This is a genomic window from Streptomyces sp. NBC_00207 (genome assembly GCF_045160965.1).
Lineage (GTDB): Bacteria > Actinomycetota > Actinomycetes > Streptomycetales > Streptomycetaceae > Streptomyces.
Genome location: NZ_CP130715.1, coordinates 1,702,112 through 1,716,393, shown reverse-complemented (window position 1 = coordinate 1,716,393; position 14,282 = coordinate 1,702,112). Strand labels below are relative to the sequence as shown.

The following is a 14,282-nucleotide window of genomic DNA, read 5'->3' as shown; positions in this document are numbered from 1 at the left end:
CGGTCTTGGGGCAGGCGCGAGGCATGGACCAGTCGAAAGCGCCGGTACTCGATGCGTTGGCCGCCTACCACGAAAGCGGGCAGACCCCGTTCACGCCCCCGGGGCACAAGCAGGGTCGGGGAGCCGACCCGAGGGTGCGGGCCGTGCTCGGCGAAGCGGTGTTCCGGTCCGATGTCCTCGCCACCAGCGGCCTGGACGACCGTACGTCGTCCCAAGGCGTCCTGGAGGAAGCACAGGCGCTGATGGCGGACGCCGTAGGAGCGGACCATGCGTTCTTCTCCACCTGCGGCAGTTCCCTGTCGGTGAAGTCGGCCATGCTGTCCGTCGCCGGTCCGCACGAGAAGCTGCTGGTCGGCCGGGACGCGCACAAGTCCGTGGTCTCGGGCCTGATCCTCTCCGGCATACGGCCCGTCTGGGTGGATCTGCAGTGGGACGAGGAGCGCCACCTCGCCCATCCGCCGACCGCCGAGGCATTCGAGGCGGCCTTCGCCGAGCACCCCGACGCCCGCGGCGCACTCGTGACCACACCGACCCCCTACGGCACCTGCTCGGACCTGGCCGCCATCGCCGAGGTCTGCCACCGCCGGGGCCGGCCCCTGATCGTCGACGAGGCATGGGGCGCCCACCTGCCCTTCCACCCGGGCCTGCCGACCTGGGCCATGGACGCCGGCGCCGACGTCTGTGTCACCTCCGTGCACAAGATGGGCTCCGGCCTCGAACAGAGCTCCGTCTTCCACCTCCAGGGGGATCTGGTCGCACCGGAGGTGCTCAAGAGCCGTGAGGACCTGCTGGGGACCACCAGCCCCTCGTCCCTCGTCTACGCGGCGCTGGACGGCTGGCGCCGGCAGATGGTCGAACACGGAGAGGCCCTCTACGACCACGCACTCGCCCTCGCCCAGAAGACCCGCGATCGCATCTCCCGCATCGACGGCATGCACGTGCATGGCCGCGACGACTTCTGCGGACCGGGCCGGGCGGCGGACATGGACCCCCTCCAGATCATCATCGACATCAGCGCGAGGGAGGTCACCGGCTACCGAGCCGCCGACTGGCTGCGGGACAAGCACCGCATCAACCTCCACATCGCCGACCACCGCCGCATCAGCGCGCAACTCACCCACGCCGACGACATCGACACGGTCGAGGTGCTTCTGACGGCCCTGACCGACCTGGCCGCGCATGCCGCGGAGCTCCGCACCGGACAGCCGGTGGAGGTCCCGCCGCCGTCACGGCTGAGGCTGGAGCAGGCGGCGCTGCCCCGCGACGCCTTCTTCGGCCGGACGGAGCAGGTGCCCTGGCAGGAGGCGGACGGCCGGATCGCGGCCGAGATGCTGACCCCGTACCCGCCCGGCATCCCGGCTGCCCTGCCCGGCGAGCGCCTCACCGGAGACGTCCTGCGCTACCTGCGGACCGGGGCGGAGGCCGGCATGGTCGTGCCGGACGCGGTCGACACGAAGGTCAGGAGCGTCCGGGTGCTCCGCGAAGCGTGACCGCGGTGCGGAACGGGTAGCGGGTGGCACCTCTCAGTCGGTTGCGCTCGGTCTCCCGTGCTCGCTGTCGGAAAGCGAAACACTCGCGGTAACCCGCTAGCTGCGGCAAGCCGCGTATGTGCGAGGTCCGTCGTCTGTCCCGGGGAGGCCGGAAACGTGACCCGGAGGCCCGCCCGGGCCGGTTTCCCGCCCGGGCCGGTTTCCCGCCCGGGCCGGTTTCCCGCCCGGGCTGAGACCGCCTCGATGCGCTGCCGCTCCCGTCGGTCACCCGCTGTGCTCACACTGGCACGCCGGAGTGGAAGGCCCGCACAGCCCGGTTCGTCGGCCCGGTACAGGGCACCCGCACGGTGGGGGCACGGCCACAGCAGGAAGCGACGAAAGCGACGCAGCACAGTCTGCGAGGAGGCGTCATGCGGGCACTCACCTGGCACGGCAAGCGGGACGTACGCGTCGACACCGTGCCCGACCCCACGATCCGCGACCGCGACGACGTGATCGTCAAGATCACGACGACTGGCCTCTGCGGCTCGGACCTGCACCTCTACGAGGTCCTCGGTGCCTTTCTCGACCCCGGCGACATCCTGGGCCACGAGCCCATGGGCATCGTGGAGGAGGTGGGACCGGACGTCACTTCTCTGAAGCCGGGGGACCGGGTGGTGATCCCCTTCAACATCTCGTGCGGGTCGTGCTTCATGTGCGACCAGGGGCTGCAGTCCCAGTGCGAGACGACACAGGTCCACGAGCACGGCACGGGCGCGTCGCTCTTCGGCTACACGAAGCTCTACGGCCAGGTTCCGGGCGGGCAGGCCCAGTACCTGCGCGTCCCGTTCGGGAACTCGCTCCCGATCCGGGTCCCGGCCGGGCCGCCCGACGACCGCTTCGTCTACCTGTCGGACGTGCTGCCCACGGCCTGGCAGGCCGTCGAGTACGCGGCCGTTCCGCAGGGCGGCAGTGTCGCCGTCCTGGGCCTGGGCCCCATCGGGGACATGAGCTGCCGCATCGCCGCTCACCGCGGCGCCGGTACGGTCATCGGCATCGACCTCGTCCCCGAACGCCTGGCGCGGGCCCGCCGGCGAGGCGTCCACACCCTGGACCTCCAGCAGTACGGCGAAGGCCTGGCGGACGCCGTCCGCGCGCTCACGGGAGGGCGGGGCCCCGACGCCGCCATCGACGCCGTCGGCATGGAGGCCCACGGCAGCCGCATTGCCGCCGCGGCGCAGGGCATCAGCACCCTCCTGCCGGACTCCCTGGCCGCGGCCGTGATGAAGCGCGCAGGAATCGACCGGCTGTCCGCGCTCCACACCGCCATCGACCTCGTCCGCCGCGGCGGCACCATTTCGGTGTCCGGTGTCTACGGAGGTGCGGCCGATCCGCTGCCCCTGCTGACCATGTTCGACAAGCAGCTCACGCTGCGCATGGGCCAGGCCAACGTTCGGCGCTGGGTCGATGACATCCTCCCTCTGCTCACCGACGGAGACCCCCTCGGCGTCGAGGACTTCGCCACGCACCGGATGCCCCTCGAACAGGCGCCGGACGCGTACGAGATGTTCCAGAAGAAGCAGGACGGCGCCGTCAAGGTCCTCTTCACACCCTGATCCGGTCGCCCGCGGCCGCCCGCGACGATGCGACGCCGATGGCATGCCGGCGCGCGGGCCGACAGGCAGTCGGTAGGCACGCACCCGCTCTGTCGGGGCAGATGCCCGGAACGCCGCTGAGGCGGGTGAGATGTACCTGGCCGCCGTTTGGGAGCGGGTGCATCCCGGTCATGGCTCAAGCGTTCAGCAGCCCACTCTTTGGAGACATGCGATGACCACGAAGCACAGCCCTGTAACGTCGGAGCCGGAAGGGAACGGCGCGCCGGGCAAGCCGGGACCGGTCTCCCCGGCCGTGGCCGAGCCGACGCAACCCTCTGAGCCCCTCCCGCCGAAAGCGGACCAGGAAGGGCCGGAGACCGTGAGCCCCACCGGGCAGGCCACCGGGGCGGACCAGGCGCGCATGGCACAGAGCGGCGCCTACCTCACCACCGCGCAAGGGGCACGGCTCTACGACACCGACCATTCCCTGAAAGCCGGACCGCGAGGGCCGGTCCTTCTCCAGGACCACCATCTGCGCGAGAAGATCACGCACTTCGACCACGAGCGAATCCCGGAACGCGTGGTGCATGCGCGCGGCGCCGCCGCTCACGGGGTCTTCCAGGGCTACGGAACCGCAGGCGAAGTGACACGTGCCGCCTTCCTGGCGAAGGACGTGGAGACACCCGTGTTCGTCAGGTTCTCCACCGTCCTCGGCTCGCGTGGCTCGGCCGACACGGTGCGCGACACACGGGGCTTCGCGACGAAGTTCTACACCGAGGAAGGCACCTTCGACCTGGTCGGCAACAACATCCCGGTCTTCTTCATCCAGGACGCGGTCAAGTTCCCCGACATCATCCACGCCGGCAAGCCGCATCCCGACCGCGAGATCCCGCAGGCGCAGAGCGCGCACGACACCTTCTGGGACTTCGTCTCGCTCCACACCGAGGCCACGCACCACACGCTGTGGAACATGTCCGACCGCGGGATCCCGCGGTCCTACCGGATGATGGAGGGCTTCGGCGTCCACACGTTCCGCCTGGTCAACACGGCCGACGAAAGCGTGCTGGTGAAGTTCCACTGGAAGCCCAAGTTGGGCGTGCACTCCCTGGTCTGGGAGGAAGCCCAGCTGATCAACGGGATGGATCCCGACTTCCACCGCCGGGACCTTTTCGACGCCATCGAATCCGGCGCCTTCCCGCAGTGGGAGCTGGGCATCCAGGTTTTCCCCGACACCCCGGACCAGACCTTCGAAGGCATCGACCTCCTCGACCCGACGAAGATCGTCCCGGAGGAGCTCGCCCCGGTCCAGCCCATCGGGCTCATGACCCTCAACGCCAACACCAAGAACTACTTCGCCGAGACCGAGCAAGTCGCCTTCCATCCCGGTCACTTGGTTCCCGGTATCGACGTCACCGACGACCCGCTGCTCGCCGGTCGCCTCTTCTCCTACCTCGACACCCAGATCAGCCGCCTCGGCGGCCCCAACTTCGGGCAGATCCCGATCAACCGGCCACACGCCCCCGTCAACGACACGCTCCGCGACGGCATGCACCAGAGCGCCGTCCACACCGGGGTCGCCCCGTATCACCCCAACAGCCTCGACGGAGGCTGCCCCTTCTTCGCCGGAGCCGACACGGGCGCCTTCGTCGAAACGCCGGTGAAGATCCCGGCGGCGAGCAAGGTCCGTGAAGCGTCCGCCTCGTTCTCGGACCACTTCACCCAACCGCGGTTGTTCTGGCTCAGCATGACTCCGCGCGAGCGCGAGCACATCATCGCCGCGTACACCTTCGAACTGAACAAGTGCTACGAACAGGCCATCAAGGAACGCACCCTCCAGGTCCTGGCGAACATCGACCCGCAGCTGTGCGAACAGGTCGCCACCGGACTCGGTCTGCCGGCCCCCGCGGCCACCGAGCCGCTCGCCGAGCCCGACCCCAGCCCGGCCCTTTCCCAGATGGGCGGGACCTGGCCAACCGACGGCCGCGTCATCGGCATCATCGCCGACGCGGAAGCCGACCTGGACGGCGTACGGGCCGCCCGGCAAGCCATCCTCGACGCAGGTATGGTGCCCCTCGTCATTGCCCCGACGGGCGGCACCCTCGACCCCGACGGCGATCCGATCACCGGCCGGCGGACCTACGCCACCGCCCGCTCCACCGAATTCGACGCCGTCCTGCTCGCCGGCGTGCCCCAGGCCGGAGCGGACGCGTACGGCGCCCGCGACGCCAAGGCCGGCACTGCCCGACCCCCGCAAGCCGTCGACCCGCGCGTGCTCCTGCTCGTCACCGAGGCGTACCGGCACGGCAAGGCCATCGGCGGCTGGAACGGTGCCGAGCAGCTCCTACAGACCGCCGGCATCACAGCAGATGACCCGGGTATCGCCCTGGAGGAGGACGGTACGGCCGCCGTAGGGACCATTGCCGCAGCCCTGGCCGAGCACCGGGCCTGGGACAGGTTCCCGCCGGCTGGCTGAGGGGACGGACGCCGGGAAACGACGAGAACGGGCCCACCCGTGAGCTCACTGCGGTGAGCCCGTTCCCGCCCGCCGGTACCCCCTCCCCCGGCGGGGTACGGCCTCCTGATCGGCCCAATCTCGACGGCTTGGCCTTCGTCCGTGTTCCCCTCTCCGATGCCGTCCGATGCTCCGAAGATCGCCGACACGCTGCATGAGGTCGCCCACCCTGGGCAGCCGCCGGATGACGTCCGAGAAGTGGCCTTACGGGCGCCGCGATCCCCGGAGGTACGCGATGTCCACTACGGCTCTCACCTCGAGAACTCTTACCGGGGGCCTGGTCGCCCTGCCGAGTGTCTACCGCCCGCAGGCGGACACCCATCTGCTCGCCGAGGCACTTGCCCGAGAGGAGCTGGGCCCCCGCACCAGCGTCCTCGAAATCGGCACCGGAACCGGCGCGCTCGCTCTGCATGCCGCTCGCAGAGGGGCCACGGTCACGGCGGTCGACGTCTCGTGGCTTGCCGTCGCATCAGCCCGTTTGAACGCCCTGATCCATCGGCTTCCCCTGCACGTCCTGCACGGCGACTTCCGGGCCCGTACCGTCGGCCGACGCTTCGACCTGATCGTGGCGAACCCGCCGTACGTGCCCGCTCCGGGCGTGACATTGCCCTCGCGGGGGCCGCAGCGCGCTTGGGACGCCGGACCGGACGGACGCCTCGTGATCGACCGGATCTGCGAAACCGCTTCCACTCTGCTGCGCCCGGGCGGCGCTCTGCTGATGGTGCACTCCGGCATGTGCGGGGCCGAGGAGACCGTGGACCGGCTGGCCGGGGCAGGGCTGTACGCGCAGGTCACAGCGAAGGCGTCCGTTCCCTGGGGCCCGGTCCTGCGCTCGCGGCGGATCTGGCTGGAGCGGCGAGGCCTGGCGAGCGAGGCCGAGGAGTGGGAAGAGCTGGTGGTCATCCGTGCCCGGAACCTCTGACCCCGGTCCGTGCACGGCCGACGGAGTGCAGCCCGCGCGCCGCGTCTCCCTGGACCCGCAGGGGCCCGTCCTCATCGAGGGTCCCGTCGAAATCGTCCTGGACGACGGGACGATCGCCCGCTCCGACCGCTTCACGGTCGCCATCTGCACATGCCGTCGCAGCCGTACGCACCCCTGGTGCGACACCAGCCACCGCCCCCGCGAGCGAACCTCGCAGCAGCCCGAGGACAGGAACCCGTGATGCCCCCTCCCAGCCCGGACGCGGTCACCGTTGCAGACCGGAGCCCCCATCTGGTGGCGGGGCGGGGCGAGTTGTCTCGCGCCGTGTCGGACGCCCTGCGGTCCGGGGGCCCATTGCGGCGCGCCCCCGGGGCGGCAATGGAGGCCGACCCGTGGGGCGAGGACCTCCAGCTCGCCCCATACCTCCTCTACGAGCTCCACTACCGCGGCTTCGACGGCGTGGACGACGCACGCGAGTGGGATCCGGACCTGCTGCGACTGCGCCAGGCAATGGAAACGCGCTTCCTGGACGCCCTGCGTACCGCGCTGTCCGATGCACCCCGGACGGTGGAGGACGCCTTCGCCCCGCTCCTCGTCGAGCCCGTCGACCTCTCCGGCAGCCTGAGTCACCGCCTCGAAACGGAGGGGGAGCTCTGGCAATTGCGCGAGTACGCAGCCCTGCGTTCTCTCTACCACCTCAAGGAGGCCGATCCGCACGCCTGGGTCATTCCCCGGCTGACCGGGCGGGCCAAGGCCGCCATGGTCGCCATCGAGTACGACGAGTTCGGCGCCGGCCGCGCCGAGCGCATCCACGCACAGCTCTTCGCCGACCTCATGTCAGACCTCCGGCTGGACCCCACTTACGGCCGGTACCTGAACCGGGCGCCGGCCCCGCTGCTCGCGACCGTGAACCTGATGTCCCTGTTCGGCCTGCACCGGGCGCTGCGCCGCGCGCTCGTCGGTCACTTCGCGTGCGTCGAGGTCACCTCCTCACCCGGCTCCCGCCGCCTGGCCAAGGCCATGCGACGCTGCGGCGCGGGGCCGGCTGCCGAGCACTTCTACGCCGAACACGTCGTGGCCGACGCCGTCCACGAACCGGACCTCGAAGAGGACATCGCGTTCGCTGTGCGGCGACCGTCCTTCTCGAAGACCGCCTCGCGGGCCACATCCGCGAAGCCTGGGACCACGAACGCAGCGCACTGCGCACACCCCTGCACGAGCATTAGCGGTGGGCATTCCGCCGGGGTGCGGCCACCCGGGCTGTTCGAGTGTCCGTCCATGCCCCTCCAAATCCAGTCCGTCCCGGTTTCCGCGTGCAGCTCGTCACGACCTGGCCCCGCCCGGCACAACAACGGTCCCCCTCCGCACCAGCCCTGCATTTCAGGGCTGGTGGAAAGTCCAGCCGAGCCGGCCGTCGGCGTTACCGTTGTAAGTCGCCGGCGGCGATGGCGCGTGCGTCTGTGTTGAGCCGCGCCACAGGCGTGGTCATCCCGCAGCGCAGGACTTCGAAGACCAGGCCCGCGAGAGGGGCGGCGGCCGTCCGGTCCAACAGGTTCGTCCAGGTGGCAGGTCGTAGGTCAGGAAGTGGCCGGCACCGGGTCGAGCAGTGGCCGGCGCGTGTGCTCGCAGGCCGGGCTGGAGGTGATTGCGGGAATACGCATGCGGCGCAGGAGATCCCGTGCGGTGCGCCTGGTCACCGTGCTGCGCCAGGCAGTCGTCGGGTGGCGGGAACGAAGGTGAGAAAGCGCCCGTGTGCCCAGGCCGGAGCTGTCGAAGCGCTCGTCGATGATGACCGCGGTGATGAGGCCCCGGGTGCAGTCAGGGCAGATCCTGTAGCGGACCTGGCCGACGACCTGACGGGTGTGGACGAGGAGCAGGCACTCCTCGCCCGAGCCTGAGGGGTCCGGGATGTGGGTGGACAGGAAATCGATCGCCCGGTACGCCAGGATGCGGCGGCGAAGCCGGCTGCTGATCCGGCTTCGGCGTGAGTGTTTGGCGCCGGCTCGGCCAGATGGGGACGTCTGGGCTGCGGGTGCCGGGCCGAACGGACTGCTCGTGGGACGCGCATGTTGTCCGTGCATGACTGCGCGTGTTCCCAGACCGCGGAGCGGTATGCGCTGGGGCGCATCCCCGGCCGGTGTGTTCGTCCGGTGGTGAGGCGGTCCAACGGGCGGCGGGTGCGAGGTGACCGGCTCCCACCACGGCCGCCGCAATTCCAGTCCCAGGACGAGGAAACGGCCCAGGGCTGAGCCGGGTCTTGTTGAACTCGCCGATGAGGGAGCGCCTGCGCAGGCCGGTCGTGGCGAACCGGGGAAGGCCCGGACGGCGCCCCCGCCGGCTCCCTGTCCTGGTGTCGCGCCGCGGGCAGGTGCGGCAGCCGGCCCCATCGAGACGTGGGCAATCCAGACGTTCCTGCAGGCAAGGCCGGGGTTCTCGTGTGCCCTCGCGGACATGAGTGGCGCCGCGGTGGAAAGGCGCAGGGTATGACACGCACACCCAAGCCAGGACCAGGCGGAGACGACGATCGCGGGGACACCCGCCACGAGAACCCGGCGGGCCCGGACCCGCAGGTGGAGGAGCGGGCACCCGACCGGCCCACCGAGCTGCCCAAGCGGTCGTGGAAGGCCGTGCTGCGCGGCACCGTGAAGGAGTTCAAGGACGACGAGCTCGCCGACCGGGCCGCGGCGCTGACCTACTACGGAGTCCTCGCCCTCTTCCCCGCCCTGCTCGTGCTGGTGTCCCTGCTGGGCCTCGCGGGGGAGTCCGCCACCGAGCAGGTCCTGGAGAACCTGCAGAAACTGGCACCCGGTTCGGCGCGGGACGTGATCACCGACGCCGTGCAGCAGCTCCAGGGCCACTCCGGCGTCGGATCCCTCCTGGCGGTCGTCGGCCTCGTCGTCGCCGTGTGGTCGGCGTCCGGCTACATCGCCGCGTTCATCCGCACCTCGAACGCCGTCTACGACATGCCGGAAGGCCGCCCCGTCTGGAAGGTCCTCCCGCTGCGCCTGGCCCTCACCGTTACGCTGATGGTCCTGGCCTGCGCCAGCGCGCTCATTGTCGTCTTCTCCGGCTCTTTCGCCCGGCAGGCGGGCACCGCCCTGGGGATCGGGGACACCGCCCTGACCGTGTGGTCGATCGCGAAGTGGCCGGTGCTGGTCCTCCTCGTCACGATCATGATCGCGATCCTCTACTGGGCCGCCCCGAACGCGAAGGGCCGCGGCTTCAAGTGGGTGACGCCGGGCAGCCTCCTGGCGCTGGCGATCTGGATGGCCGCCTCGGCGGGCTTCGCGTTCTACGTCGCGAACTTCGCCTCCTACAACAAGACCTACGGCACCCTCGCCGGCGTGATCGTCTTCCTCGTGTGGCTGTGGATCACCAACCTCGCGATCCTCCTCGGGCTGGAGTTCGACGCGGAAATGGCCCGGCAGCGCGCGATCACCGGCGGAATGCCCGAGGACGAGGAACCCTACGTCGAGCCCCGCGACACCCGTGCGTGGAGCGATGGCGACCGCCGCCGGACGGAGCACTGACTCATGCGTGACACGGCTCGCCGTGAGACCGGCACGGCACGGCCGCTCCGGCGACGCCTGCCGCCGCCGACCGAGAGCGCGGCCCAGCACACCATGGCCGTGTGAGGTCGCCCCGGGCTGCTGTCGAGTCACCTTTCGTACAACGCTGGTTGCCGCGCGGGTGCCAGCGCGGTTGCGGGGTAGGCGCGCCGTGACGACGACATGACCACCCTTGAACCCAGAACGGCATCGACTCGGTCGAGCGCAGCGCCGATACCCCCGTCCAGGACACCGCCGGCGCCCAGCAGAGCACCTGGCTGACGTGTCGCCCGTTCCAGCAGAATGACGAAAGGCAAGGTATCCCCATCATGAGCCCGATAGAGCGGCAGCCCCACGCCGCTGACGACTCGGTGGGCGTCCTGGTTTCACGCGCCTCGCAGCAGATATCCGAGCTGGTACGCGAGGAGATGCAGCTGGCCCGGGCGGAGATGACCCAGAAGGGCAAGCGCTACGGGAAGGGCGGCGGCCTCTTCGGGACCGCAGGAGTTACCGGCTTCCTCGCGCTCCAGGCCCTGGTAGCAACCTGTATCGCCGCCCTCGCGCTCGTTCTGCCGGTGTGGGCCTCCGCCCTCGTCCTCACCGCCGTGCTGGCGATCGTGGCGGGCGGGACGGCCCTGGCCGGCAAGAAGCAGTTCGCCCGGGCCGGTACCCCGGCTCCCGAGCAGACCATCGACAGCGTCAAGGCCGACCTGGCCGAGATCAAGGAGAAGGCACACCGATGAACGACGACGCCCGAACCAACATCGGCACCCCCGCCCCTACCCCTGGCGGCCCCGGCTCCGCCGAACTGCGCGATCAGGTCGAGCGCACCCGCGACGAGCTCGGCCAGACCGTCGAGGCCCTCGCCGCCAAGGCCGACATCAAGGCCCAGGCCAAGGAGAAGACGGCCGCGGTCAAGGGCCAGGCCGCCGAGAAGGCAGCGCTGGTCTCCGAACAGATCCGCGAGAAGACGGGGTACGCCGTCCAGCTGATGAAGGCCAAGACCCCCGACCCGCTCTTGGAGAAGGCCGGTCAGGCAGCGACGGCTGCACGTGCCAACCGCACCCCGCTCCTGGTGGCCGGAGCGGTCCTAGTCGTCTTCCTGCTGGTCCGCCGCGGTCGGGGACGTCGCCGATGAAGGCATCCAAGATCGCCTACAAGCCTGTTGGACTGGCGCTGGGCGCCCTCAGCAGCGTGATCGCAGGCGCCGCCTTCAAGCAAGCCTGGAAGATCATCGAAGGAGAGGGCGATGCTCCCGACGCCACAGACGAGGACCGCCCCTGGAAGCAGATCCTGCTCGCCTCGGCCATCCAGGGGGCGATCTTCGCCGTGGTCAAGGCCTGGTCGACCGGTCGGGGGCTGTAGCCGTACGGCGCCTGACGGGCACCTCGCCGGGCTGACGAGCCGCGGTGCTGGCCACCTTCCCCGAGCCGGCCGGCACCGCCCGCCCTACGCACCCCCTACCGACAACGCTCCTTCATGGAGGAAGCCATGGCCGTGCAACACGGTCTGCACGTCCTGGCCGCCGCAGCCGTCACCGCCGGCGTCCTCACGGGGCGGTGGTGGTACAACCGCGCCCGACGCAACCAAGGGCACAGCGCCGGCGCCGCCCGCGCCCCCTGGCGCCGGACAGCATCCGCCCCGGCCGGGGCCGGCGCGGGTCACGAGCGTGTGGTCGGTCTGCACGCCTTCCTCGACCTGACAGGCAATCGAACGCTGAAGACAGCGGACGCGCACCTCGACCGGTACTGGGCGAGCATCGCCCCGCTCTACCCGCGCTCGGACACGGGCCGCACCCAGAGCTGACAGCTGCGGCCGTGTGCGCCGGAGCCCTCGGACGTACGGCCCTTCCCGACCCGAGTCGGCTCGGCAGGGGCGCGGCCACCCTTATCGGTCACATCACCAAGGTGCTGGCCGTGCCAGAAACAATCCGGCTCTGACACCACGCTCTCGGGCCTTGAGCCCCCGGTCGGTCATCGATCCGGGGACGAGCGGTCGAGCCGGGCCGTGACGGGTGTCGCCGCGACGCCGTGCACGAGTACCGAGAGCAGCACGGTGAAAGTCACCACAGCCCACAGCCCACAGCCCACAGCCCACAGCCCACAGCCCACAGCTCGCGCGTCGGCGCGGCGAAATCGGCCTCACCCAGAGCGTACGCAAGGTAGAAGAACGAGCCGACGCCCCGGATGCCGAACACCGCGATGACCACTCGTTCTTTCCCCGTGGCAATGCCCCGTATCTGGACGGCCCAGCCGACGGCCGGGCGGATCAGCAGGAACAGCACCAGCCCCAGAACGGCTCCGCGCCAGGTCGGTGCAGCAAGGCCACCGTCGGCGATGAAGCCGCCGACGAGGAAGAGGACGACGGCCGTGAGAAGCCTTTCGACCTGATCGGTGAAGGCGTGCATGACGCGGTGGTACCGATGGGCGCGTTCGGCGTTCCGGATCGTACAGGCCGCGACGAACACCGCGACGAACCCGTACCCGTGGAGGAGTTCGGTCAGCCCGTAGGCCGTGAAGGTCGCGGCGAGCGCGACGAAGCCCTCACGGTGCTCGGAGAGCCGCAGCGCCTTCCAGGAGGCCTGGAAGAACATCCAGCCGAGGAGGCGTCCGACGCCGAACCCCACGGCCAAGCCCACCACACTGCGCACCAGGATGTCGCTCCACACCCAGTGCCAGAGCCCGTCCGTGGACCACCCCGTCGCCGAGGCGGTGGTCAGCGCGACGGCCGCCAGGACGAACGGGAAGGCCAGCCCGTCGTTGAGCCCCGCCTCGCTGGTCAGTGCGAAGCGAACTTCGTCCTCGTCGTCCTCATCGTCCGTCGGCTCGCCCACGCGTACTTCCGCGGCCAGTACCGGGTCCGTGGGAGCAAGGGCAGCCGCCACCATGAGGGCGACGGCCGGCGGCCACCCCACCACGGCCGCGGTGAACAGGATCGTCAGGGGCATGGCCAAGCCGAGCAGCCGCCACGTCGTCGACCAGGCACGCCGGCCCGGAGGCCTGTTGATGGCCAGTCCCGCGCCCATCAACGCCACCACCACGCAGACCTCCGTGAGGTGCTCCACCAAGCTCCGGTGCCGGACGGGATCCAGTGCCGGGAGCGCATCGAGCGACAGCAGGAACACCAGGAACCCCGCTACCAGGAACACCATGGGCAACGACAGGGGCCGCTTCGCCAGGGCGGTCGGAAGCACCGCCGCACACAAAGCCCCCAGACCCGCGCAGGCGTACACCACGTCGATCCCCGTCAGATCGATCCCCACTCCCGTACGAAACCCTCCTGGGACCGCCTACCCGATCTTGAAACGGGCACCCGCGGTACATCTCGGCTGTTCGGTGCGTGGTGTCCGTCGGCGCAGCACGGGAGGCCGCTTGCCTTTCGCCGTCGTACTCATCGACATTGGCAGGTCAAACCCGCCGGGGCACGTCGCCTCGCATGCCCTGCCTCGTACGTCGTTGACCACGGCAGCCTCGTGACGGGAGCTGGCGCGCCCGGTCGTTTCCGGAGAGGTGCGCAAACCGAGCGGGCGCCGGACCGCTACTAGGCTCCCACCTGCGCAACGGGAGGCCCTGTTTGTCAGATCATCGGAGGTGGTCCCACCCGAGCTCGGTGGAGCGCCTGACTCGAAGAGGTCTCTACGCGGCCAGGCCGACGTCGAGGATTTTGACGGCTTTGCCGATGGAGCCGGGCATGAGGCGGCGGTAGATCTTGAAGGTGATGTCGAGGCTCTTGTGGCCCATCCATTCGGCGACGTCGGTGATGGGGATGCCGTTGGTGAGGCAGGTCGAGGCGAAGAAGTGGCGGAGGCTGTAGACACAAGCCCGCGACCCCTCCCAGTCCCAGGTGTCGAAGTACGCCGGCACCCTTGCGGGCGGCGCCTTGGTGGGAAGGTGAAGGGCGTCACCGGGCTGTTCCGTTCCACCGACGGCGGCGCCACCTGGGTCCGGATCAACGACGACCAGCACCAGTTCGGCGGGACCGCCATCAACGTCATCAGCGGCGACCCCGACGTGTACGGGCGGGCCTGCCTGGGCGGCTACGGCCGTGGCGTGGTGTACGGCGACCTGTCCTGCCTCCTGGCCCGTGGTCGGGCGGCGGTCCGCGCCGTTCTACCCACGGCCCAGGGAAGCGGGGCCGACGCGCTGGCCGCCGAGGAACCTTCTCGGCGGCCATGGGCCGCGCGTTTCCCCGAGGCAGCAGTCGCAGGTCGTGGCGTCTCCCCGACATCTTGACGGC

Annotated in this window: 10 protein-coding genes and 4 pseudogenes; 12 read left to right on the top strand and 2 right to left on the bottom strand. The window is 70.2% G+C overall.

Annotation, left to right across the window (positions count from 1 at the left end; all coding sequences use genetic code 11):
- Positions 1–23: 23 nt before the first annotated feature.
- The 11 genes and pseudogenes from OG472_RS08405 (at position 24) to OG472_RS08355 (ending at position 11,852) form a co-directional block, all read left to right on the top strand.
- Positions 24–1,490 (top strand): aminotransferase class I/II-fold pyridoxal phosphate-dependent enzyme, encoded by a 1,467-nt coding sequence (locus OG472_RS08405; RefSeq protein ID WP_405828744.1) that lies wholly within the window; start codon positions 24–26, stop codon positions 1,488–1,490.
- Positions 1,491–1,900: 410 nt separating this feature from the next.
- Entirely contained in the window at positions 1,901–3,085 is a 1,185-nt protein-coding gene (locus OG472_RS08400; RefSeq protein WP_405828742.1) for a zinc-dependent alcohol dehydrogenase, read from the top strand.
- Positions 3,086–3,296: 211 nt separating this feature from the next.
- The gene (locus OG472_RS08395; protein ID WP_405941238.1) at positions 3,297–5,537 is read left to right on the top strand and encodes a catalase; all 2,241 of its coding nucleotides are present in this window, start codon (positions 3,297–3,299) and stop codon (positions 5,535–5,537) included.
- A gap of 274 nt (positions 5,538–5,811) precedes the next feature.
- The gene (locus OG472_RS08390) at positions 5,812–6,498 is read left to right on the top strand and encodes a HemK2/MTQ2 family protein methyltransferase (RefSeq protein WP_405828738.1); all 687 of its coding nucleotides are present in this window, start codon (positions 5,812–5,814) and stop codon (positions 6,496–6,498) included.
- Positions 6,482–6,739 (top strand): CDGSH iron-sulfur domain-containing protein, encoded by a 258-nt coding sequence (locus tag OG472_RS08385; protein ID WP_401604160.1) that lies wholly within the window; start codon positions 6,482–6,484, stop codon positions 6,737–6,739. Before OG472_RS08390 ends, OG472_RS08385 begins: the two co-directional genes overlap by 17 nt.
- Positions 6,739–7,724 (top strand): annotated as a pseudogene (locus OG472_RS08380) (iron-containing redox enzyme family protein). The gene OG472_RS08385 and the pseudogene OG472_RS08380 overlap by 1 nt, the downstream one beginning before the upstream one ends.
- Positions 7,725–8,981: 1,257 nt before the next feature.
- Positions 8,982–10,028 carry a YihY/virulence factor BrkB family protein gene (locus OG472_RS08375; RefSeq protein WP_405941237.1) on the top strand — a complete coding sequence of 349 codons (1,047 nt, stop codon included), beginning with the start codon at positions 8,982–8,984 and terminating at the stop codon, positions 10,026–10,028.
- Positions 10,029–10,375: 347 nt separating this feature from the next.
- Positions 10,376–10,789 carry a phage holin family protein gene (locus OG472_RS08370; RefSeq protein WP_401604157.1) on the top strand — a complete coding sequence of 138 codons (414 nt, stop codon included), beginning with the start codon at positions 10,376–10,378 and terminating at the stop codon, positions 10,787–10,789.
- A complete protein-coding gene (locus OG472_RS08365; protein ID WP_405828735.1) occupies positions 10,786–11,184 on the top strand; it encodes a DUF3618 domain-containing protein in 399 nt (132 codons plus the stop codon). Before OG472_RS08370 ends, OG472_RS08365 begins: the two co-directional genes overlap by 4 nt.
- Positions 11,181–11,446: pseudogene (locus tag OG472_RS08360) on the top strand (DUF4235 domain-containing protein). Before OG472_RS08365 ends, OG472_RS08360 begins: the two are co-directional and overlap by 4 nt.
- 91 nt (positions 11,447–11,537) lie before the next feature.
- Positions 11,538–11,852, top strand: coding sequence for a hypothetical protein (locus tag OG472_RS08355; RefSeq protein ID WP_405941236.1), 315 nt, complete (start codon positions 11,538–11,540; stop codon positions 11,850–11,852).
- A gap of 167 nt (positions 11,853–12,019) precedes the next feature.
- Here the strand turns inward: OG472_RS08355 and OG472_RS08350 are convergent.
- Together OG472_RS08350 and OG472_RS08345 are read right to left on the bottom strand one after the other, a co-directional pair.
- Positions 12,020–13,296: pseudogene (locus OG472_RS08350) on the bottom strand (cation:proton antiporter).
- Positions 13,297–13,681: 385 nt separating this feature from the next.
- A pseudogene (locus OG472_RS08345) lies at positions 13,682–13,861 on the bottom strand (tyrosine-type recombinase/integrase); the annotation flags it as partial.
- A 75-nt stretch (positions 13,862–13,936) separates the two neighbouring features.
- Between OG472_RS08345 and OG472_RS08340 the strand changes: the two are divergent.
- Positions 13,937–14,278: a hypothetical protein gene (locus OG472_RS08340; protein ID WP_405941235.1), complete on the top strand. Its 342-nt coding sequence runs from the start codon at positions 13,937–13,939 to the stop codon at positions 14,276–14,278.
- Positions 14,279–14,282 lie beyond the last annotated feature (4 nt).

What these genes read in the sequence shown, in the direction of transcription:
- OG472_RS08405 (WP_405828744.1), top strand. Translation starts at nt 24, where the DNA reads ATGGACCAGTCGAAAGCGCCGGTACTCGATGCGTTGGCCGCCTACCAC.
- OG472_RS08400 (WP_405828742.1), top strand. Translation starts at nt 1,901, where the DNA reads ATGCGGGCACTCACCTGGCACGGCAAGCGGGACGTACGCGTCGACACC.
- OG472_RS08395 (WP_405941238.1), top strand. Translation starts at nt 3,297, where the DNA reads ATGACCACGAAGCACAGCCCTGTAACGTCGGAGCCGGAAGGGAACGGC.
- OG472_RS08390 (WP_405828738.1), top strand. Translation starts at nt 5,812, where the DNA reads ATGTCCACTACGGCTCTCACCTCGAGAACTCTTACCGGGGGCCTGGTC.
- OG472_RS08375 (WP_405941237.1), top strand. Translation starts at nt 8,982, where the DNA reads ATGACACGCACACCCAAGCCAGGACCAGGCGGAGACGACGATCGCGGG.
- OG472_RS08370 (WP_401604157.1), top strand. Translation starts at nt 10,376, where the DNA reads ATGAGCCCGATAGAGCGGCAGCCCCACGCCGCTGACGACTCGGTGGGC.
- OG472_RS08365 (WP_405828735.1), top strand. Translation starts at nt 10,786, where the DNA reads ATGAACGACGACGCCCGAACCAACATCGGCACCCCCGCCCCTACCCCT.
- OG472_RS08355 (WP_405941236.1), top strand. Translation starts at nt 11,538, where the DNA reads ATGGCCGTGCAACACGGTCTGCACGTCCTGGCCGCCGCAGCCGTCACC.